Annotated in this window: 24 protein-coding genes; 23 read left to right on the top strand and 1 reads right to left on the bottom strand. The window is 53.6% G+C overall.

What is annotated here, in order from left to right:
- Window positions 1-6 precede the first annotated feature (6 nt).
- From fmt to JMG82_RS03835, 23 genes are all read left to right on the top strand, one after another.
- Complete coding sequence (gene fmt / locus JMG82_RS03945; RefSeq protein ID WP_269089354.1) at window positions 7-939, top strand: methionyl-tRNA formyltransferase; 933 nt, start codon at window positions 7-9, stop codon at window positions 937-939.
- Window positions 920-1,555: a biotin--[acetyl-CoA-carboxylase] ligase gene (locus JMG82_RS03940; protein WP_201353635.1), complete on the top strand. Its 636-nt coding sequence runs from the start codon at window positions 920-922 to the stop codon at window positions 1,553-1,555. The genes fmt and JMG82_RS03940 overlap by 20 nt, the downstream gene beginning before the upstream one ends.
- Window positions 1,552-2,337 (top strand): ParA family protein, encoded by a 786-nt coding sequence (locus JMG82_RS03935; protein WP_201353634.1) that lies wholly within the window; start codon window positions 1,552-1,554, stop codon window positions 2,335-2,337. The genes JMG82_RS03940 and JMG82_RS03935 overlap by 4 nt, the downstream gene beginning before the upstream one ends.
- An 8-nt stretch (window positions 2,338-2,345) precedes the next feature.
- A complete protein-coding gene (locus JMG82_RS03930; protein WP_201354187.1) occupies window positions 2,346-3,221 on the top strand; it encodes a ParB/RepB/Spo0J family partition protein in 876 nt (291 codons plus the stop codon).
- A 127-nt stretch (window positions 3,222-3,348) separates the two neighbouring features.
- Window positions 3,349-3,771 (top strand): F0F1 ATP synthase subunit B family protein, encoded by a 423-nt coding sequence (locus JMG82_RS03925; protein ID WP_201353633.1) that lies wholly within the window; start codon window positions 3,349-3,351, stop codon window positions 3,769-3,771.
- A gap of 10 nt (window positions 3,772-3,781) precedes the next feature.
- Window positions 3,782-4,303 carry a F0F1 ATP synthase subunit B gene (locus JMG82_RS03920; protein WP_201353632.1) on the top strand — a complete coding sequence of 174 codons (522 nt, stop codon included), beginning with the start codon at window positions 3,782-3,784 and terminating at the stop codon, window positions 4,301-4,303.
- Window positions 4,304-4,837 carry a F0F1 ATP synthase subunit delta gene (locus tag JMG82_RS03915; protein WP_201353631.1) on the top strand — a complete coding sequence of 178 codons (534 nt, stop codon included), beginning with the start codon at window positions 4,304-4,306 and terminating at the stop codon, window positions 4,835-4,837.
- Window positions 4,838-4,858: 21 nt separating this feature from the next.
- A complete protein-coding gene (atpA, locus tag JMG82_RS03910) occupies window positions 4,859-6,370 on the top strand; it encodes a F0F1 ATP synthase subunit alpha (protein ID WP_201353630.1) in 1,512 nt (503 codons plus the stop codon).
- A 15-nt stretch (window positions 6,371-6,385) separates the two neighbouring features.
- Window positions 6,386-7,270, top strand: a complete 885-nt coding sequence (gene atpG, locus JMG82_RS03905) for an ATP synthase F1 subunit gamma (protein WP_201353629.1) — start codon at window positions 6,386-6,388, stop codon at window positions 7,268-7,270.
- Between the two features lie 14 nt (window positions 7,271-7,284).
- Window positions 7,285-8,691 (top strand): F0F1 ATP synthase subunit beta, encoded by a 1,407-nt coding sequence (gene atpD / locus JMG82_RS03900; RefSeq protein WP_201353628.1) that lies wholly within the window; start codon window positions 7,285-7,287, stop codon window positions 8,689-8,691.
- A gap of 49 nt (window positions 8,692-8,740) precedes the next feature.
- A complete protein-coding gene (gene atpC, locus JMG82_RS03895) occupies window positions 8,741-9,133 on the top strand; it encodes an ATP synthase F1 subunit epsilon (protein WP_201353627.1) in 393 nt (130 codons plus the stop codon).
- Window positions 9,134-9,136: 3 nt separating this feature from the next.
- Entirely contained in the window at window positions 9,137-9,712 is a 576-nt protein-coding gene (locus tag JMG82_RS03890) for a MotA/TolQ/ExbB proton channel family protein (protein WP_201353626.1), read from the top strand.
- Between the two features lie 4 nt (window positions 9,713-9,716).
- Window positions 9,717-10,109, top strand: coding sequence for a biopolymer transporter ExbD (locus JMG82_RS03885; protein ID WP_201353625.1), 393 nt, complete (start codon window positions 9,717-9,719; stop codon window positions 10,107-10,109).
- Window positions 10,102-10,866 carry a TonB C-terminal domain-containing protein gene (locus tag JMG82_RS03880; protein ID WP_201353624.1) on the top strand — a complete coding sequence of 255 codons (765 nt, stop codon included), beginning with the start codon at window positions 10,102-10,104 and terminating at the stop codon, window positions 10,864-10,866. Before JMG82_RS03885 ends, JMG82_RS03880 begins: the two co-directional genes overlap by 8 nt.
- A 2-nt stretch (window positions 10,867-10,868) precedes the next feature.
- A complete protein-coding gene (gene tolB / locus JMG82_RS03875; protein ID WP_201353623.1) occupies window positions 10,869-12,119 on the top strand; it encodes a Tol-Pal system protein TolB in 1,251 nt (416 codons plus the stop codon).
- Between the two features lie 112 nt (window positions 12,120-12,231).
- On the top strand, window positions 12,232-12,780 hold the full coding sequence (locus JMG82_RS03870; protein WP_201353622.1) for an OmpA family protein: 549 nt from the start codon (window positions 12,232-12,234) through the stop codon (window positions 12,778-12,780).
- A gap of 7 nt (window positions 12,781-12,787) precedes the next feature.
- Complete coding sequence (locus JMG82_RS03865) at window positions 12,788-13,654, top strand: tetratricopeptide repeat protein (RefSeq protein ID WP_201353621.1); 867 nt, start codon at window positions 12,788-12,790, stop codon at window positions 13,652-13,654.
- Between the two features lie 137 nt (window positions 13,655-13,791).
- Window positions 13,792-14,301, top strand: a complete 510-nt coding sequence (locus JMG82_RS03860; RefSeq protein WP_201353620.1) for an FKBP-type peptidyl-prolyl cis-trans isomerase — start codon at window positions 13,792-13,794, stop codon at window positions 14,299-14,301.
- A gap of 34 nt (window positions 14,302-14,335) precedes the next feature.
- Window positions 14,336-15,046, top strand: coding sequence for a transcriptional regulator (locus JMG82_RS03855; protein WP_201353619.1), 711 nt, complete (start codon window positions 14,336-14,338; stop codon window positions 15,044-15,046).
- A gap of 120 nt (window positions 15,047-15,166) precedes the next feature.
- On the top strand, window positions 15,167-16,105 hold the full coding sequence (gene fabD, locus JMG82_RS03850; RefSeq protein ID WP_201353618.1) for an ACP S-malonyltransferase: 939 nt from the start codon (window positions 15,167-15,169) through the stop codon (window positions 16,103-16,105).
- Window positions 16,105-16,803 (top strand): 5'-methylthioadenosine/adenosylhomocysteine nucleosidase, encoded by a 699-nt coding sequence (locus tag JMG82_RS03845; protein WP_283242321.1) that lies wholly within the window; start codon window positions 16,105-16,107, stop codon window positions 16,801-16,803. The genes fabD and JMG82_RS03845 overlap by 1 nt, the downstream gene beginning before the upstream one ends.
- Window positions 16,781-17,545, top strand: coding sequence for a PP-loop family protein (locus tag JMG82_RS03840; protein WP_201353617.1), 765 nt, complete (start codon window positions 16,781-16,783; stop codon window positions 17,543-17,545). The genes JMG82_RS03845 and JMG82_RS03840 overlap by 23 nt, the downstream gene beginning before the upstream one ends.
- Window positions 17,546-17,570: 25 nt before the next feature.
- The gene (locus JMG82_RS03835) at window positions 17,571-18,308 is read left to right on the top strand and encodes an NYN domain-containing protein (protein WP_201353616.1); all 738 of its coding nucleotides are present in this window, start codon (window positions 17,571-17,573) and stop codon (window positions 18,306-18,308) included.
- A 95-nt stretch (window positions 18,309-18,403) separates the two neighbouring features.
- Here JMG82_RS03835 and recO read toward each other — a convergent pair whose 3' ends face one another.
- The gene (gene recO, locus JMG82_RS03830; protein ID WP_201353615.1) at window positions 18,404-19,021 is read right to left on the bottom strand and encodes a recombination protein RecO; all 618 of its coding nucleotides are present in this window, start codon (window positions 19,019-19,021) and stop codon (window positions 18,404-18,406) included.
- Window positions 19,022-19,129 lie beyond the last annotated feature (108 nt).

Here is a 19,129-nt window from a genome sequence, read left to right as displayed (position 1 = left end):
AGGATTGTGAACAAAGAGGCCGGGAACGAAAAAAAACGCATTCTTTTTATGGGAACACCGGAATATGCCCAAAAGATCCTACAACGTCTGATAAAAGAGAGCGGTATGGAGCTTGTGGGGGTCTATACCCAGCCCGACAGGCCCGTGGGACGAAAAAAAACGATGACTCCACCGCCTGTGAAGGTGACGGCGGAGGCTGCCAACATTCCGGTATGCCAGCCCCTTTCGCTGAAAGAGGAGGGGATCGCCGAAGAGATTGCGGCACAAAGCCCCGATTTCATCGTGGTGGCGGCCTACGGGCAGTTGCTGCCCCGGGCGATTCTTAAAATCGCACCCTGCATCAACCTCCACGCCTCGCTGCTGCCGAAATACCGGGGTGCCAGCCCCATTCAGGAGGCGCTGCTTCACGGCGACGCCGTGACGGGTGTCACGGCCATGCTGATGGAAGAGGGGCTTGACAGCGGACCGATACTCGCCTGGCGGGTCGTTTCGGTTACGCCGCAGACGAGAAAGAACGAACTTTTCGAAAAGCTGGCGACAGAAGCGGCCGACCTGACACCGATGGTCATAAAAGCCTACGATGCCATCGAACCCCTGCCGCAGTGCGATGCCGATGCCACCTACTGCAGAAAGATTACCCGGCATGATGGCCGCGTCACGTTCGCGATAGCGGCGGATGAGCTCTACAACCGGTTCCGTGCCTATGAGGGGTGGCCCGGCATCTATCTCGAAAACGGCCTGAAACTTCTTGAGATCGAACCCGCCATCGGCGAGGGGGAGCCCGGCCGTATCCTCTCGCTGGAAAAAGATGGCGTCATCGTCGCGTGCGGCGAAGGTGCGGTCAGGATCAAAACCGTGCAGCCCCCTTCGAAAAAGCCGATGGATGCACTCAGCTACCTGCGGGGAAAAAGGTTGAAGATTGCGGATCTACTCCTTTGATACCCTTCCTTCGACCCAGAAGTGGCTGATAGGAAAAATTTCAGAGGGGAGAGTCGAACCTCCCTGCGCCGTGATCGCACAGATGCAGACAGACGGTGTCGGAAGCCGTGAAAACAGCTGGATCGGTTCACCTGGAAATTTTTTCTCTTCTGTCGCGCTGCCGGAAAATGCACTTCCCCGGGATCTTCCACTGGCAGCCGCTTCCATCTACTTCGCCTGCATCATGAAAAAAACACTGAAAAACATGGGATCGGAAACCTGGGTGAAATGGCCCAACGATTTGTATATCCAAAGCCGGAAAATAGGGGGTTGCATCACGGCGAAAAAAGGGAAAACCGTGGTGGCGGGTATAGGGGTCAATATCGTCGACGGACCCCATGAATTCGGGGTTTTGGACATAAAAATCTCCGCTCATGAACTTCTGGAAGCCTATCTGGAAAATTTGAAAAAAACGCCGTCATGGAAGCATATTTTTAGCAACTTTAGATTAGAATTCGAGAACAGCAAAAACTTTCATACACATTTCGGCCGGGAAACGTTGGATTTGAGGGAGGCCGTCCTCCAGAACGACGGATCGTTGATAATAGGAAAAAGAAGGGTAGTGAGTCTGCGATGAGTGAAATTATTACGATAGCCAACCAAAAAGGTGGAGTGGGCAAGACGACGACGGCGGTCAATCTCGCGGCGTCGCTCGCCGTGGCGGAAAAGAAGGTTCTGTTGATCGATGCGGATCCTCAGGCGAATGCGACGACGAGCCTGGGATTTCATCGTAACGATTACGAATACAACATCTACCATGTGCTGATCGGGGCGAAAAAGATCAGTGACACCATTTTGAAAACGACACTGCCGACATTGCATCTGGTTCCCTCCAATATCGGGCTTGTCGGGGTGGAAAAAGAGTTTTACGACAGCGAAACGCGCAAGGGGCGCGAACTTGTGCTCAAGCGGAAGATCGACGAGGTCAAAAAATCCTACGACTACATCATCATCGATTCGCCTCCGGCGCTCGGACCCATCACGATCAACGCCCTGAGTGCCGCCCACTCGGTGATTATCCCGATCCAATGCGAATTTTTCGCCCTGGAAGGGCTTGCGCAGCTTCTGAATACGATTCGCCTGATCAAGAAGACAATCAATCCGAAGTTGAAGATCAAAGGGTTCCTCCCCACGATGTACAGCGGGCAGAACAACCTCTCCAAACAGGTTTTTGCCGATCTGACACAGCATTTCAAAAGCAAACTCTTCAAATCGGTTGACGACGAATTCATCGTCATTCCCCGAAACGTCAAACTCGCGGAGAGCCCAAGTTTCGGCAAACCGGTCATACTCTACGATGTGAAATCGACAGGATCGCAGGCTTATCAGCATCTTGCGCAGGCGATTCTGGCAAGCTAGGCGGCATGATGGGGAAAAAAGGCAAGAGCAAATCTCTGGGACGAGGCCTTGGTGCCATTCTCGGGGAAGTGGCCGAAGCGTACGAAAACGAATTTCAAAGCGGTGGGAGCGACATCCGCGAACGGGTGATCGACGTCCCGCTGGATGAGATCGTTCCCAATCCCTATCAGCCCCGGACCCATTTCGACGAAGAAGCGATAAGAGAACTTTCCGAATCGATCAGGCAGCACGGCCTGCTTCAGCCTGTGGTCGTCATCGAACAAGATGGCGAATATGTGCTGATCGCGGGAGAACGCCGGGTACGTGCCAGCAGACTGGCGGGACTGGAGACTATCCGGGCAATCGTCGCCGATATCGACCGCTCGAAATTCCGTGAACTGGCGCTGATCGAAAATATCCAGCGCGAGGCTCTCAATCCCGTTGAACTGGCACGATCCTACAAAGAGCTGATCGACGAATACGGGATTACGCAAGAAGAGCTTTCCAAAATCATCCACAAAAGCCGCAGCCAGATTACCAATACGCTCAGGCTTCTTCAGCTGAGCGACTACGTCATCGACAAACTTTCCGCTTCGATGATTACCCAGGGGCACGCCAAAGTCCTGGTGGGCCTGGACGAAAAGGATCAGCGCATCCTCTGCGACACGATCGTCGGACAGAAGTTGAGTGTGAGAGAAACGGAACAGCTCGTCAACGAGATGAAACCTTCCGAGGGAAAAGCGAAGAAAAAGACGAAAAGCGGCACCGACTTCGATCTGGCTCCCTACCGGGAACGTCTCATGGAACATGTTCCTTTTCGTATCAATATCAAACAGTCGAAAATAGAAATCCGATTGGAAAGTGAAGAGGAGGTCGAGAAGTTTCTCGCCAGTTTCATGCGATGAACTCCTGAATATCGGGCTTGAGGAGAGTCGAAAGCGCTTGTGTGAGCCAAGCGTTTTAGAATATCCTTAATTTAGAATTTTGGATAAATATGATAACATTGCCCAATTTTTAGAAAGGAGCGTGTGCATGCTGGATATACATTTATCCCTGATGCTTCTGGTGGCCGTCGTCTTTCTTGTCCTGTTGACGCTGCTGAACAGCTGGCTCTACCAGCCGCTGCTTGCCTTTATGGACGAGCGCGACAAGAGCATTCGCAAAGATCTCGAAAACGTGAGTTCCAACAGTTCCGAGATCGAGGAGCTGAAGGCGAAAACGGAAGCGGTGATCGCGCAGGCGAAAAACGAAGCCGCGGCGTTGAGATCCAAGACGATCGAGGAGTCCAAGCTTCTTGCCATGAGCAAACTCGAGGCGAAAAAAGAGGAGCTTGAGAAGTCGTACCAGGATTTTCTGGAAGAACTCAAAAAAGAGGAAGAACAGCTCAAGAGCGAGCTTCTTTCGCAAATGCCGCTTTTCAAAGAGTCTTTGAAAGCGAAATTCAGCCAAATATAAAGGAGAAAATGTGCGTAAACTGTTATGGATGGCTGCATTTTTTCTTCCTGCGGTGGTTCTGGCTTCCGGCGGGGAGGCGGCGGAGCACGAAACCGATTTCGTTCCGCGTCTGGTCAACTTCATCATTTTTGCCGGTATCATCTACTATTTTGTCGCGGAGCCGGTGAAAAACTTTTTCACCGGACGCAGCGCCGAAATAGCGGCGAAGCTTGAAGAGGTTCAGAAGCGTCTGAAAGCGACGAAAAAGGCCAAAGAGGATGCACAGGCCGAATACGAGGCGGCGGAAGCGACGGCGGCGGAGATCATCGAGTCGGCGAAAAAAGAGGCGAAGCTACTGGCGAAGAAGCTGGATGAGCAGCTTCGTGCCGAACTCCACAATCTCGAAAAGCTCCAGGAAGAGAAGATGGAAGTCGAGAAACGGCAGATGGTCCGCAAAACCGTCGCGGAGGTTCTTGACGAGCTCTTCAAGGGCGATGCGATCGGCATGGATGAGAAGAAATTTGTTAATCTCATCATGAAAAAGGTGGCATAAATGGAGCAGCTTGTAGCGAAAAAGTATGTCAAGGCCCTGATCGAAGCAGTGGGCGAGAAGAAGATCGCCGCAGCGGAAAAAGCGCTCGCTGTCGTGGCGGGCGCATTCAAAGATCCGAAATTCGCCGAAGTGATCGTATCGCCGGAAGTCTCGAAGGCGCAGCGCGAAGAGTTGATCATCTCTCTTCTGGGAGAGAAGCCCGATGCCAAACTTGTCAACTTCGTCAAAACACTCGGCATCCACAACCGATTCGGCCTGATTCCCGAGATCGTCACGCTTCTGCAAAAAGAGCTTCAGCGACGCAGCAACAAGTACGAAGGTGTCGTAGAAAGCAAAAAGCCGATCGACAAGAAGCTGCTCGGTGAGCTGGAGAAATCTCTCTCCAAATACGTGGATGCGACGGTCGTTCTGCATCCGGTTAAAAGCGAGCGTGACGGAATCAAGGTCATGATCGAGGATCTGGGTCTTGAAGCGAGTTTCTCAAAAGAGCGGGTCGCCTCCGACATGATCAACCACATTTTGAAAGCATTGTAAAACACAGAAAGGAGATCGGTAGTGTCAAAACTTCAAGCAGATGAAATCAGCTCGATTATCAAAGAGCGTATCGAAAATTTTGAGTTGAGCGTCGATATCGATGAAACGGGAAAAGTGGTCAGCGTCGCTGACGGAATTGCGCAGGTATTCGGCCTGAACAACGTGATGGCCGGCGAAATGGTCGAATTCGAGGACGGCGAGCGGGGCATGGTCCTCAACCTCGAGGAGGCGAGCGTCGGTATCGTCATTCTCGGCAAGGGGCTGAACATTCGTGAGGGAATGAGCGTCAAACGGCTCGGACAGCTTCTCAAAGTGCCCGTAGGCAAAGAGATCGTCGGTCGTGTCGTCAACGCGCTGGGCGAGCCGATCGACGGCAAGGGACCGATCGAAGCGAAAGAGTATCGTTTCGTTGAAGAGAAAGCCCCCGGCATCATGGCCCGTAAATCTGTCCATGAACCGCTGCAGACAGGTATCAAGGCGATCGACGCTCTGGTTCCGATCGGACGGGGACAGCGGGAACTGATCATCGGTGACCGCCAGACCGGTAAGACCACTGTCGCCATCGACTCCATCATCAGCCAGAAGGGACAGGATGTCGTCTGTATCTATGTCGCCATCGGACAGAAGCAGTCGACAGTCGCCTCTATCGTGAGGAAACTGGAAGAGCACGGCGCGATGGACTACACGATCGTCGTCAACGCCGGTGCGTCCGAATCGGCCGCACTCCAGTTCCTTGCCCCTTACGCCGGCGTCACGATGGGTGAATATTTCCGGGACAACGGACAGCATGCGCTGATCATCTACGACGACCTGAGCAAGCACGCCGTCGCTTACCGTGAAATGTCGCTGATTCTCCGCCGACCTCCGGGACGCGAAGCGTTCCCCGGTGACGTATTCTATCTCCATTCACGTCTTCTCGAGCGTGCGGCCAAACTGAGTGACGAGCTGGGTGCCGGTTCGCTGACAGCCCTTCCCATCATCGAAACGCAGGCGGGTGACGTTTCGGCCTATATTCCGACCAACGTCATCTCGATCACGGACGGCCAGATCTTCCTCGAAACGAACCTTTTCAACAGCGGTATCCGCCCGGCGATCAACGTAGGCATCTCGGTATCCCGCGTCGGGGGTGCGGCCCAGATCAAGGGAATGAAGCAGGTGTCCGGTACACTGCGGCTTGACCTTGCACAGTATCGTGAACTCGAGGCGTTCGCCCAGTTCGCAAGCGACCTTGACGATGCGACACGCGCTCAGCTCGAACGCGGTGCACGGATGGTCGAGGTACTGAAACAGCCTCCCTACAGCCCGCTGCCGGTCGAGAAACAGATTATGATCATCTATGCGGGCGCGAACGGTTATCTCGATGATATTCCGGTCAATGCGGTCACGAAATTCGAAGCGGAACTCTATCCCTTCGTGGAAGCCAACTTCCCGGAAGTCTTCGAGCAGATCCGCGAGAAGAAAAAAATCGACGAAGAGGTCGAAGAGTTGATGAAGAAAGCACTGGAAGAATTCAAAAATTCGTTCAGCGCCTAATCACAAGGATCACCAATGGCAAATTTGAAAGAGATTAAGCTTCAGATCAACAGTGTCAAGGGCACCCAAAAAACGACACGTGCGATGAAGCTTGTTTCACAGGCGAAACTGAAAAGAGCCGAAGAGCTCGCGAAGCGCTCCCGTATCTACGCGCAGAAACTCGACGAACTCGTCAGTGAGATCGCCTATGAAATCAATCAGAGCAAGGTCGGCGGCAGCAGCAGCCGATTCGTCCAAATCGATCTGCCCGTCAGGACGGTCGATATCATCTGCGTCACCGCGGACAAGGGCCTGTGCGGCGGTTTCAACATCAGCACGCTGAAAACGACACTGAAACTTCTCAAAGAGTACAGAGAAAAAAAAGTTGCGGTAAGACTCCGCGTCATCGGACGCAAAGCGATCGATTTTTTGAAATACAACGGCATCGAAATGACCGATGAAGTGATCGGCCTGAGCGCCTCGCCCGACTACAAGCGGGCGGCCGAGTTCATGGACCAGTCGCTGATGGATTTCGCGAGCGGGGTGACCGATCGTGTCATCCTGGTCTACAACGGCTTCAAAAACATGCTGACCCAGGAGCAGCGTGTCATTCAACTCATGCCGATCGACATCTCGACGGTCGAGCCGAGGGAATTGAAATCGAGCATCGAGTACGAGCCGGAAGAGCAGGAAGAATTGCTCAACACACTGCTTCGCAAATATACCGAATACAGTATGTACTACGGACTGCTTGACTCACTCGCCGCGGAGCACAGCGCGCGCATGCAGGCGATGGACAACGCGACGAAGAACGCCTCCGAGCGCGTCAATGAACTCACGATCGCCTACAACAAGGCGCGACAAGAATCTATTACTACCGAACTGATCGAAATCATCAGCGGTATGGAAGCACTGAAATAAAAGAAGGAGAAGGAATGACAGGTAAAATTGTTCAGGTCATCGGGCCGGTTGTCGATGTCGATTTCGAAGACTATCTGCCGGCGATCAACGAAGCACTCGAAGTCAATTACGAACTTGAGGGAGAAAAAAAGCGTCTCGTGCTCGAAGTGGCGAGCCACATCGGAGACAACCGCGTCCGAACGATCGCGATGGATATGAGTGAAGGTCTCGTTCGCGGCATGGATGTCAAGGCGACCGGCGACGCGATCAAGGTACCGGTGGGTGAAGAGGTCCTCGGACGTATCTTCAACGTCATCGGCGAAACGATCGACGAAGGCGAGGAGCTCAAAGCGAAAACGACGTGGAGCATTCACCGCAATCCGCCCGCGTTCGAGGATCAAAGCACCAAACAGGAGATCTTCGAAACGGGCATCAAAGTCGTCGACCTTCTGGCACCCTACGCGAAAGGGGGCAAAGTCGGACTCTTCGGTGGTGCGGGCGTCGGCAAGACCGTCATCATCATGGAACTGATCCACAACGTCGCCTTCAAACACAGCGGATACTCCGTTTTCGCAGGTGTCGGCGAACGTACACGTGAGGGTAATGACCTCTACAACGAGATGAAAGAGTCCAACGTTCTGGACAAAGTCGCCCTCTGCTACGGTCAGATGAACGAGCCCCCGGGAGCACGTAACCGTATCGCACTGACAGGTCTTACGATGGCGGAATATTTCCGTGACGAGATGGGCCTTGACGTTCTGATGTTCATCGACAACATCTTCCGATACGCCCAGGCAGGTTCCGAAATGTCTGCGCTTTTGGGACGGATTCCTTCGGCCGTCGGTTACCAGCCCACACTCGCGCGCGAGATGGGACAGCTGCAGGAGCGTATTACGTCGACAACCAAAGGTTCGATCACTTCTGTCCAGGCTGTCTACGTCCCCGCGGACGACCTGACAGACCCGGCGCCGGCATCGGTTTTCGCCCACCTCGACGCAACGACGGTTCTGAACCGGAAAATCGCAGAAAAAGGGATCTACCCGGCAGTCGACCCGCTCGATTCAACCAGCCGCATGCTCGATCCTGTAATCATCGGGGAGGAACATTACCGGGTTGCTCGCGGCGTGCAGTCGGTTCTTCAGAAGTACAAAGACCTGCAGGACATAATCGCGATTCTCGGTATGGACGAACTCTCCGAAGAGGACAAAAAGACCGTCGAGCGTGCCCGTAAGATCGAACGCTTCCTCTCGCAGCCATTCTTCGTCGCGGAAGTCTTCACCGGTTCACCGGGAAAATACGTTACGCTCGAAGAGACGATCAAAGGCTTCAAAGGTCTGCTCGAAGGCGAATACGACGACCTGCCCGAAGCGGCATTCTACATGGTCGGAAACATCGACGAAGCGATCGAAAAAGCTGAAAAGCTCAAAGCCAAAGCCTCTTGACGGGGAGCACCCTGTCAAGAGAGTTCATATCCTGACCTAAAGGATAACCATGGATACAATGAAACTTGAAATCGTGACACCGCATGGGCAGATTTTCAGCGGCAATGTGAAATCTGCCACTTTCCCGGGAGCGGAAGGGGAGTTCGGCGTTCTTCCCGAACACGCCTCTCTCGTTTCCCTTCTTGAAGCGGGTATCATCGAGATCGAAAAAGAGGATGGAACCGTCGATTCCATCGTCATCGACTCCGGCTACGTCAAAGTCGACGAGAACAAGACACTCGTCGTCGTCGAAGGGGCCGTTCCGATCATCGGCGAAACGGAGAGCGACATGGCCAAAGCGATCAAAGAGGCGAAAGAGCTTATCAAGAGAGCCAGCAACTCCGACTTCGCCATCGCCAATGTCGAGGCAAAAGTAGAAACCGCCGCCAAAACAAGATTTTAACCCATGATCGACATCATCGTCGGTTATATCGACCGAAGCAGCTCCATCACCATTGCGGTGCTGGGCCTGCTCTCCTTCTATCTTTTCCTGACCATCTGGACCTACGTCTACCGTTATCTCACACTTTCCCGCTGGCTCTCGAAAGAGAAAGATTCGATGGAACAGATGCACATGGGCGCGACGACAGTCACGCACCAATCGGTTCTGAAAAGTTGTCTCAAACGCTCTCCCGCCGTCAATGCGAGAATGCTCGAAATGTGCGAATATGCCGCGACCAAGGAGGCGACGAAAGGCCTGACGCTCCTCTCCATGATTGCGAGCACGTCGCCGTTTATAGGGCTTTTTGGCACCGTCATCTCCATCCTCGAGGCATTCGCGGGTCTGGGTACACAAAAGAGTGCGACTCTTAGCGTCGTGGCGCCTGCCATCAGCGAGGCACTCGTCGCCACGGCCGCCGGCATTTTCGTTGCCGTATTCGCCTACAGTTTCCATCTACTGCTCAAGCGAAAAGCCTACGATCTGACGACACTCATCGCGATGCAGATCGACATGCTGCTGGCTCAGAAAAGAGACACATAGGACCATGCGATACGAATGGGATGAGAAACCCGACCTGAACATCACGCCGCTTGTCGATATCATGCTGGTATTGATGGCCATTCTGATGGTTACGGCACCCACGATCATCTACGAGGAGAACATCACTCTCCCGCAGGGATCGAAAACCCGTACCCTGCAGAAGATCAAATCGATCGAAATAAGCATGGACAAAAACCGCGTGATCCATTTTCAGAAAGAGAAGTACGACAAAATCTCATTCCCCGACCGTTTTCTGCTCAAAACGCAATCGCTTGACAAGTCGATTCCTGTCTACATACGGGCAGACGAACGCCTGCCTTACAGGGATGTGATGTATCTGCTCAAAACGGTGAAGGAAGCGGGGTTTTCGAAAGTCTCACTGGTGACGAATGGATAAAAAGGGCCTCTTTTTCTTCACGGGCGGTGTCGCCGCATTCCTCTTCTATCTGCTTCTGATTCTTCTGTTGATCCTTTTCTTCAACGACTACAAGCGCTCGAAGCGGTACGTTCCCAAATCGACCCAGTCGATCGAAATATCCCTGACACAGGCGCTTCCTGTCAGGACGAAACCGAAACCGGTGGCAAAAAAGGAGCAGAAAGAGAAGCAAAAATCCGAAATTCCCGCCGTCGCGAAAAAGAGTTCGGCGACGGCCAAGCACCCGGCCAAACCGAAGCCCAAAGCGATCGCATCCCTGTTTAAAGGGGTAAAGATCAAAGAGCCCACGGAACAGACGCGGGCGGCACGTCTGGCTAATGCCCCGAAAATCAAATACAAGGCCGCCTCCAAAGAAGAGAAACGGGAACAGAAAAAGGCGCAGCAGCTGATCAGGGATATCAATCTGAGCAAACCTTCGATCCGGATGACCTCCAAGGCTTCCGGGCAGGGCGAGGTGGACGCCTACATGTCCAAACTCTACGAAATCCTCTACGGCTCCTGGCAGCCCGAAGCGATCTATGCCGGATCGGCCGCGACGGTACGGCTGCTCATCGAACCTGACGGCAAGTTTGACTATACGCTGCTATACCCGTCGGATAATCAAGGTTTCAATCAGAGCCTGATAGAATACCTCGAACAACTCAAACAGAAGAGATTCCCGTCCCACAAACGGAACAAACGACTCGTGATCGATGTGGAATTCAAAGCGAAGGAGTAGGTGTGAGAATAGTTGTGATGATGTTGCTGGGGATCTTCCTCTACGCTTCCGATGCGACGCTTGAGATCGTCAAGTCGGCGGACAACCGGCCGTCGATCGTCATACAGGACGCCTCCGTGTTCGGAACGGAGATGACACGTCAGAAATTTTTCCGGCTCGTCATGGGCGATTTGAAAGTGACGGCCCATTTCAAGGTGGAGGACACCTATCACAGGGCGGAGTACGACGCGATGATCGATCCGATGCTGAAATCCTACAACTATCTTCTGCGCTACCGTTTCAGGGAGGGCGACCAGCAGAGACTCTATATGGACGTCAGAGCTTTCGAACTTCCCTCCGGGCGCGCCTTTTACGAAAGAAGCTACCGGGTCGCCAACCGTGCCAGATACCCTTTTTTGATCCATGAGGCGGTGATTGATTTCAACGATTTCCTGAAGATGCCGAGCGTGCGATGGATGAAGCGGTATGTCGTCTTTTCCGAATATGTCAAACCAAAGCGTGCCGATATCGTTATTGCCGACTATACCCTGACCTACAGAAAACGGCTTGTGAGTGGCGGACTCAATATCTTTCCCAAATGGGCCGACCGTGGGCAGAAGGGGATATACTTCACCAAACTGGGACGGCGCCCGGTGCTTTACTACTACAACATCTATACTGGCGAGGAGCGAAAAGTCGCCACATCCGACGGCATGCTGGTCTGTTCCGATGTCAGCAGGGACGGCAAAAGACTTCTGCTGACGATGGCGCCCGGCGGGCAACCGGACATCTACCAGTACCATCTTGATACCGGTATGAAAGAGCGGCTGACATTCTACTCCGGCATCGATGTGTCGGCCCAGTACATCGACGGGGAGAAACGGATCGTATTCGTTTCGGACCGGCTCGGTTATCCCAATATCTTCGCCTCGAAAATCGGAAGCCGCGGGGTGCAGCAGATGGTGTTTCACGGCAGAAACAACAACGCGTGCAGCGCCCACGGAAAATATATTGTCTACAGCAGCCGCGAAACGGACAACGCTTTCAGTTCCAATACCTTCAACCTCTATCTCATCTCGACACAGACCGACTACATCAGGCGCCTCACCGCAAGCGGTGTCAATCAGTTCCCGAAATTCTCGGACGACGGCGAGAGTGTCATCTATCTGAAACACTATGCGTCACAAAGCGCCATCGGCATCATCCGACTCAACTACAACGAAGGGTATCTTTTCCCTCTCAAAGGCAGGAAGATCCAGTCGATCGACTGGTGAAGCCTGTTGCGAACCGAACTGCCTGTGGGTAAATCAACATGAATGGATGGATTTTTCAAAAAGATACCAACAACTTTATGATAAAATCCGTAAAACTTTGAAGGAGAGAGCGATGAAAAAGAGTTTGTTTATGGCCGTTGTGGCTGCGGCGATGCTGATGAGCGGCTGTTCGCAGAAGGAGCCGGAAGTCGATATGACGCAGCAGACAGCGGGCCAGGAGGCCAAAAGTGCCGACACCGGTCTGGATACGATCCAGGGCAGCACCGAGAGCAGCAATATCATGAGCGAAGATGCGCGGATGGCCAAAATCCGTGAAATCGAGGCGAGCGCGAAGAAAATCTACTTCGACTTCGACAAATTCAACATCCGGCCCGACCAGGAGCCGAGAGTCGACGAAGATGCCAGGCTTTTCACGTCGGAGGATGCGAAAGACCTGACGATCAAAATCGAAGGAAACTGTGACGAGTGGGGAACCGATGAATACAACTACGCCCTTGGGCTCAAGCGGGCCAAAAGCGTTCGCGACGCGTTGAGCGTCAAAGGTATCGACGAAAGTCGCATGGTGATGGTCAGCTACGGCGAAAGCAACCCTGTCTGTACCGAGCACACCAAAGAGTGCTGGGCCAAGAACAGACGTGTCGAATTCAAACTCCTCCCCTGATTGATTGATGAAACACCTTTTTACAGCTATTGTGCTGGCGGCGGCCGTTTTCGCGGCGGCCCCCGAAGAGCCCTCCGCTTTCGGTGCCGGCAATCTCGACAGTCCCAATCCCTACGGCCTGAGTGAAGAAGAGAAACATATTCTCAAAAACAAGCAGGCGATCGAAGCGCTCCAGAAGAGCCTTCTCAAGCAGCAGGCGATCGTCCGGGAGAACAGGGAACGCATCGACGGTCTTCAGAGTATCATCGAAGGGCTCAACGACAAGATACGCTCCTACGACAAGGCGGTGGAGAAGATCGACGATCTGAACCGGACCGTCGATCAGCTCGTGCTGACGCAGGAAGAGAATTTCGAACAGATCCGAAAAGTGCTGCAGGAGCTGGGGGCGATGATCGACTCGATCAACGAGAAGTATGTGGACAAGGAGCGTTTCGACAAACTGGAGTCGGCCTTTCTTGCATTCAAGAACTCCTACGAATCCTTCATGAAAAAAGGGGATCTAAGTGGCAGGGCGAATGCCGATATCTTTGTCGAAGCGAAAAAACTCTTTTCCAAAAAGAGATACAGCGATGCCAAGATCTATTTTTCCCATCTGATCAAAAACCATTACAAACCGGCGACATCCAACTACTACCTGGGAGAGATCGCTTACCGGGAAGGACGCTACAAAGACGCGATCGCCTACTATAAAAAGAGTGCCTCGCTTTATGACAAGAGCAGCTTCATGCCGACACTTCTGCTTCATACGGCGGTATCGTTTGAACGACTCGGAGAGAAGAAGCAGGCTAAACAGTTCTATGATTCGCTCATTCAACTCTATCCCGACAGCAAATCGGCCAAAATCGCCGGAAAAAATCTTTCGAAACTGAAATAGTCCCCGATTGTTTTCAGCTTCGAAATTTCGAAGGATTCGGAAGGATAGAGGATACTTGGTATCGTAATCTTATAACTTAAGAGTATCTAAACATAGGGTGTGTTAATATACCCAACTTTTTGAAGGAGAACTATTAGATGAAAATCGAAGACAACAATGTCGTTTCATTCAATTACGAAGTGAAAGACGCAAAAACAGGCGAAGTGGTCGATTCCAATATGGGTCAGGCACCGCTTTCGTTCATTACAGGCAAACAGCAGATCATCCCGGGTCTGGAAAGTCAGATGAAAGGGATGGAAGCGGGCGAAAACGCCGATATTCTCGTCCCTGCCGCCGAAGCGTACGGCGAATACAATCCCGAAGCTGTGCAGACCATGCCGCGCGAGCAGTTCGCCGGTATCGAACTGCAGGAGGGAATGACACTCTACGGACAGAGCGAAGATGGCCAGACGGTCCAGGTCACGGTCAAGAGCTTCGACGAAAGCGAAGTGACCATCGACTTCAATCATCCGCTTGCCGGCAAAGATCTTCTCTTTACCGTCACGGTTTCGGAAGTACGCGAACCGACGGTCAACGAATCTCTCAGCGGCCAGGTCGAGCAACCCGGTCACGATAGCTGCGGCTGTGGTGCGGGTGGCTGCCACTAATTTCATAGCCGTTTCAAAGCCTCTCAAGGAGGCTTTGAAATCCGCCAACCTTCTCAAATCTCTCAAACTCAATACCCTCATCAGTGGTGAACCCGGCACGGGGCGCCACACACTCGCCAGACTGATCATGCCGGATGCGGTGCTTCTGCACGGAGACGATCCCGATCTTTTTCAACGGATCGAAAAAAACCCGCAGCTCATCATCGACCGTTTCGAAGCGGTCGAACACTATCCGAAACTCTTCCAGTCGCTTAGAAAGCATGGCGGGCATATTGTCGCCATCGCCGACGGCGGAATGGAAGATTCCATCGGCGCATCTTTCAGTGTTCGCATCGTGCTGCCTCCCCTGAAAGAGCGGCCGGAGGACATTCCTCCCCTGCTGGAGAAGTTCCGCTCGGAAATGGCACAGTTTTTCGGAGAAAAGGGGATGGAGAGCTTCGAGATCGACAGGGAGCGTCTCGATGTCTCGCAGAACGCTTTCTCACTCAGAAAATCGATCATGCTGCAGTATATCGCTTCCCGTATCCAAGAGCAGGAGCTTATGGATATGACCGAAAAGTTCCTCTCGAAGCATATGGAATCGCAAGAGGAGATCTACCGAAAGATGCTCTATCTTTACGAAGTTCCTCTAATCCGTGCCGGTTTCAAACGCTACAAAAGCCAGCTTAAAATGTCGCAGGTCTTTGGACTGAACCGCAATACACTCAGGAAAAAAATCAACGAGTGGCAATTTTTTTTGAAATGAAAGTCTCTCCGCCGCAACCGTGAATCGGAGTCGAAACGTCCGAAAACAAGGAGACGCCGCTGCAATCTATTCGGGAATGTGCCATAATTACACTATCTAGATCAAGAAGGAGAAAAAAGAATGAACAAAAGCGCTTTTCTGTTTCCCGGACAGGGATCCCAGGCCACCGGTATGGGCAAATCCTTCGTCGAGCATTCGACCACGGCGGCCCAGATGCTCGAAGCGGCCAGCGAGGCACTGAAAATCGATATGGCGCATCTTCTGTTCGAGCCGAACGATCTGCTCGAACAGACAAAATACACGCAGCCGGCCATACTCCTCGTGTCGATGATGGCTTACAGGCTCTTTAAAGAGCAGATGCCCCAGGCGCCCGCTTTCTCGCTCGGCCATTCGCTGGGAGAGTTTTCCGCCCTGGCGTGTGTCGGTGCGATGGATTGGCTCGAAGCGGTCAAACTCGTCCATCTCCGCGGCGATCTGATGCAAAAAGCGTGTGAGGGTGTGGATGCCGGGATGATGGTGGTTCTGGGCGTCGCCGACGAAGATGTGGAAGCGATTTGCCAGGATGCCCGGGAACAGGGGAAAAAGGTTTGGCCAGCCAACTACAATGCCGACGGCCAGATCGTTATCGCGGGCATCAAAAGCGATCTGCAGAGTATCGAAGAGAGACTCAAGGAGGCCAAGGCCCGCCGTGTCATGCTGCTGAACATGTCGGTCGCGAGCCACTGCCCGCTTCTCGAACCTGCTGTCGTGCCATTGACCGAGGCACTGGAAAGGGTACTTAACGACAGCTTTGCGGCTCCAGTCATCTCCAATGTGACGGCCAAGGCCTACAACTCCAAATCCGAAGCCCTCGACCTGCTGGGCAAACAGCTCGTTTCGCCGGTTCTTTACAAGCAGTCGATACGGGACAACGACGACCTGGTGGACCGCTACATCGAGTTCGGACACGGCGGCGTCCTCAAGGGGCTCAACCGTCGCTCGACGAAAAAACTGACCCTGGTGGTGAGCGACTACGACTCCCTCAATGCCACGCTCGAGACGCTGGAAGGTGAAAGCTGATGGTTGTCGGCGTCATGGGGGCGATGCCCGAAGAGATCGAACCGATCCTTGCGCGTCTGTCCGATGTCCGCAAACACGAAATCGCCGACAACATCTACTACACCGCGCTCTACGGATCGCTCGATCTGGTCGTGGCATACAGCAAGATCGGAAAGGTCTTCTCTTCTCTGACCGCATCGACGATGATCGAAAAGTTCGGTGTCCAGAAAATGCTCTTTTCGGGTGTGGCCGGTGCCATCAATCCCGAATTGAAGATCGGTGATCTGATCGCCGCGACAAAACTCTGCCAGCACGATCTCGATATCACGGCTTTCGGCCATCCTTACGGGTACGTTCCGGAGGGGAAGGTGTTTGTCGAAGCCAATCCCAAACTCCTCGAAATCGCCGCACAGGTGGCCTACAAACAAGGGATCGTTCTAAAACGTGGCGTCGTCGCCACCGGGGATCAGTTCGTGGCCGACGAAGCGCGCAAAGAGTGGATCGCCCAAACTTTCGGGGCCGACGCTTTGGAGATGGAGGGAGCCGCGGTCGCTGTCGTCTGCGACGCGCTCGGCATCCCCTTCTTCATCCTTCGGGCCATCAGCGACGCGGCGGATATGGATGCCGGTTTCGATTTCGATGCCTTCCTTCACAGCTCCTCCGCCAAAAGCGCGGACTTCATCTTCGCGATGCTCGATGAAATCGATCAAGCTCAGTAAAAAGATACTCCGTGCCGCCGGCAGGGCGAACGCGAAGTACCGGCTTATCGAGGAGGGAGACAGGGTGCTCGTGGGCCTCAGCGGCGGCAAAGATTCCATCACGCTGGTCCATCTGCTCAAACACATGCAGCGCCACGCCCCTTTCTCTTTCGAGTTCAAAGCGGTCACGGTCCATTACGGCATGCCCGGGGAGCGGTACGACCTGCTCAAAGAGCATTGCGAAATCTACGGCATTCCCCTTGAAATCTACGAAACGAACATTTACGAAATCTCCCAGGAGACGATACGCGAAAACAGCTCTTTTTGCAGCTACTTTTCCCGTATGCGGCGCGGCGCACTCTATACCAAAGCGCAGGAGGGCGGGTACAACAAGGTGGCGCTGGGCCACCATCTCGACGACGCGGCGGAGAGTTTTTTCATGAACATGCTCTATAACGGCACGCTGCGCTCGATGGCGCCCATCTACAGAAGTTCGAAAGGATTTCACGTCATTCGGCCCCTCCTGTGGATCAGGGAGCGTCAGACCGCTGCTTTCGCCGAAGAGAACGGCATTGCCACCATCGGCGACGAAGCGTGTCCGGCGATGCGGATGCGGGTCAAGATGCCCCACGCCCGAGAGAGCACCAAAAAGATGCTCGAGGAGTGGGAGAGGAGTTTTCCCGACCTCTTCAAGCGCTTCAAAGCGGCCTTTTGCCATATCCAGCCCGATTCGTTTATGGATGAGAGGTATCTTGAGAGATAATCGAAACATGAGAAGGAAGGAATAGATGGAAAAAACCCAAAAACTTGCGGTTTTGATCGACGCGGACAATGCCCAACCCTCCATCATCGATGCGCTGCTGGCGGAGATCGCCAAGTACGGGACGGCCAGCGTCAAACGCATCTACGGCGACTGGACGCTGCCGCAGCTCAAGGGGTGGAAGGAGGTGCTGCTGACCCACTCCATCCAGCCCATTCAGCAGTTCGGCTACACCACGGGCAAGAACGCCACCGACAGCGCCATGATCATCGACGCCATGGACCTGCTCTATACCGGCAACTTCGACGGCTTCTGCATCGTCAGCAGCGACAGCGATTTCACGAAACTGGCGGCGAGAATCCGGGAGTCGGGGCTGGTGGTCTACGGATTCGGCGAAAAGAAGACGCCGGTCCCCTTCGTCTCTGCCTGCGACAAATTCATCTATACCGAAGTGTTGCGCGCCGAAGAGGAGGAGAGCGAGGAGGCCCCCATCCGGAAACTCTCCACCGCGGAGCTCAAACGAGACCGCAAACTGATCCGCCTGCTGCGCGACGCCGTCGACGCTGCCAGCGACGAGAGCGGATGGGCGCATCTTGGCGCCATGGGCAACATCATCGCCAAGCAGTCCCCCGAATTCGACCCCCGCAACTACGGCTACAAAAAGCTCGGAGAGCTGGTGAAGGCCACGGGATTGTTCGATATCGAGGAGCAGGTGACGCATCGCGGTGCCAAAGCGATCTATGTCAGAAACAGGCGGCGCAGGTAATGCAAGCGGGGTGGGTGACAACGATTCCTCGAAATCGTTGAGTGGTTCATTTCACAAAACCTCATGAAGTCGGCGCCGCCGACACTCGCCACCCACTACATCCCCTCCATCAGAGTGAGCCACAACCCTTCGACTTCCGCGTCTTCGAGCTCGATCGTACTTTTCGTCTCCATGACACTGCGTATCGTCACTTTCGGGTAGCTACGGGCAATGACACATCCAGGATGCGCCGGCAGATAGGCACGGATAAGGGCGATCTCTTTTTGCAGTTCGCCGCCGCAAGCGAAGCAGGTGTCGGGGGTGTGCAGTCGTCCCTCGTGGGCCAGTATGGCAAGATAGGCTTCCACGGCGCTTCGTTTCGGGTTTTGCAGGTGCCAAAGCGATGCGTACCGCTCCAGCAGATCGAAATAGAATCCGCCCGGCAGCTCCACATCCCTGAGGTGTTCGAACAGAAGGGAGACGAACTGCTGCCATACCTGCAGCCGCCCGCTCTCTTTCAGCCACGGGTAGCCCAGGTGGATCACATGCCTAAGCCTGGGCATAAAAGGCAGTGCATCCTGTTCCGCTTCGAAGTCGATTTTATAGCCGGTGGTGATGATGGGATGTCTGGCACCGTAGAAACGGTAGAGTGTTTTCAGCCTGGAAGGCGTCAGGACGGCGACGATCGTATCTTCGTTTTTCGCTTTCCGTACGTTGAGTATGAATCCCTGCATTTTTTAAAAACCGCTACCTATTACCGCATTTGCGCTCTTTGGGCCCAAGAGCCCGGACAACTTCAGTTAGTTGTAACCACCTTTTTTGTAAAATCCCTTAATTTTGGA

Origin of the sequence: Hydrogenimonas urashimensis, assembly GCF_016593255.1 — a bacterium.
GTDB lineage: Bacteria > Campylobacterota > Campylobacteria > Campylobacterales > Hydrogenimonadaceae > Hydrogenimonas > Hydrogenimonas urashimensis.
The sequence above is the reverse complement of the archived record's forward strand: the minus strand, read 5'-3'. Positions and strand labels throughout refer to the sequence as shown.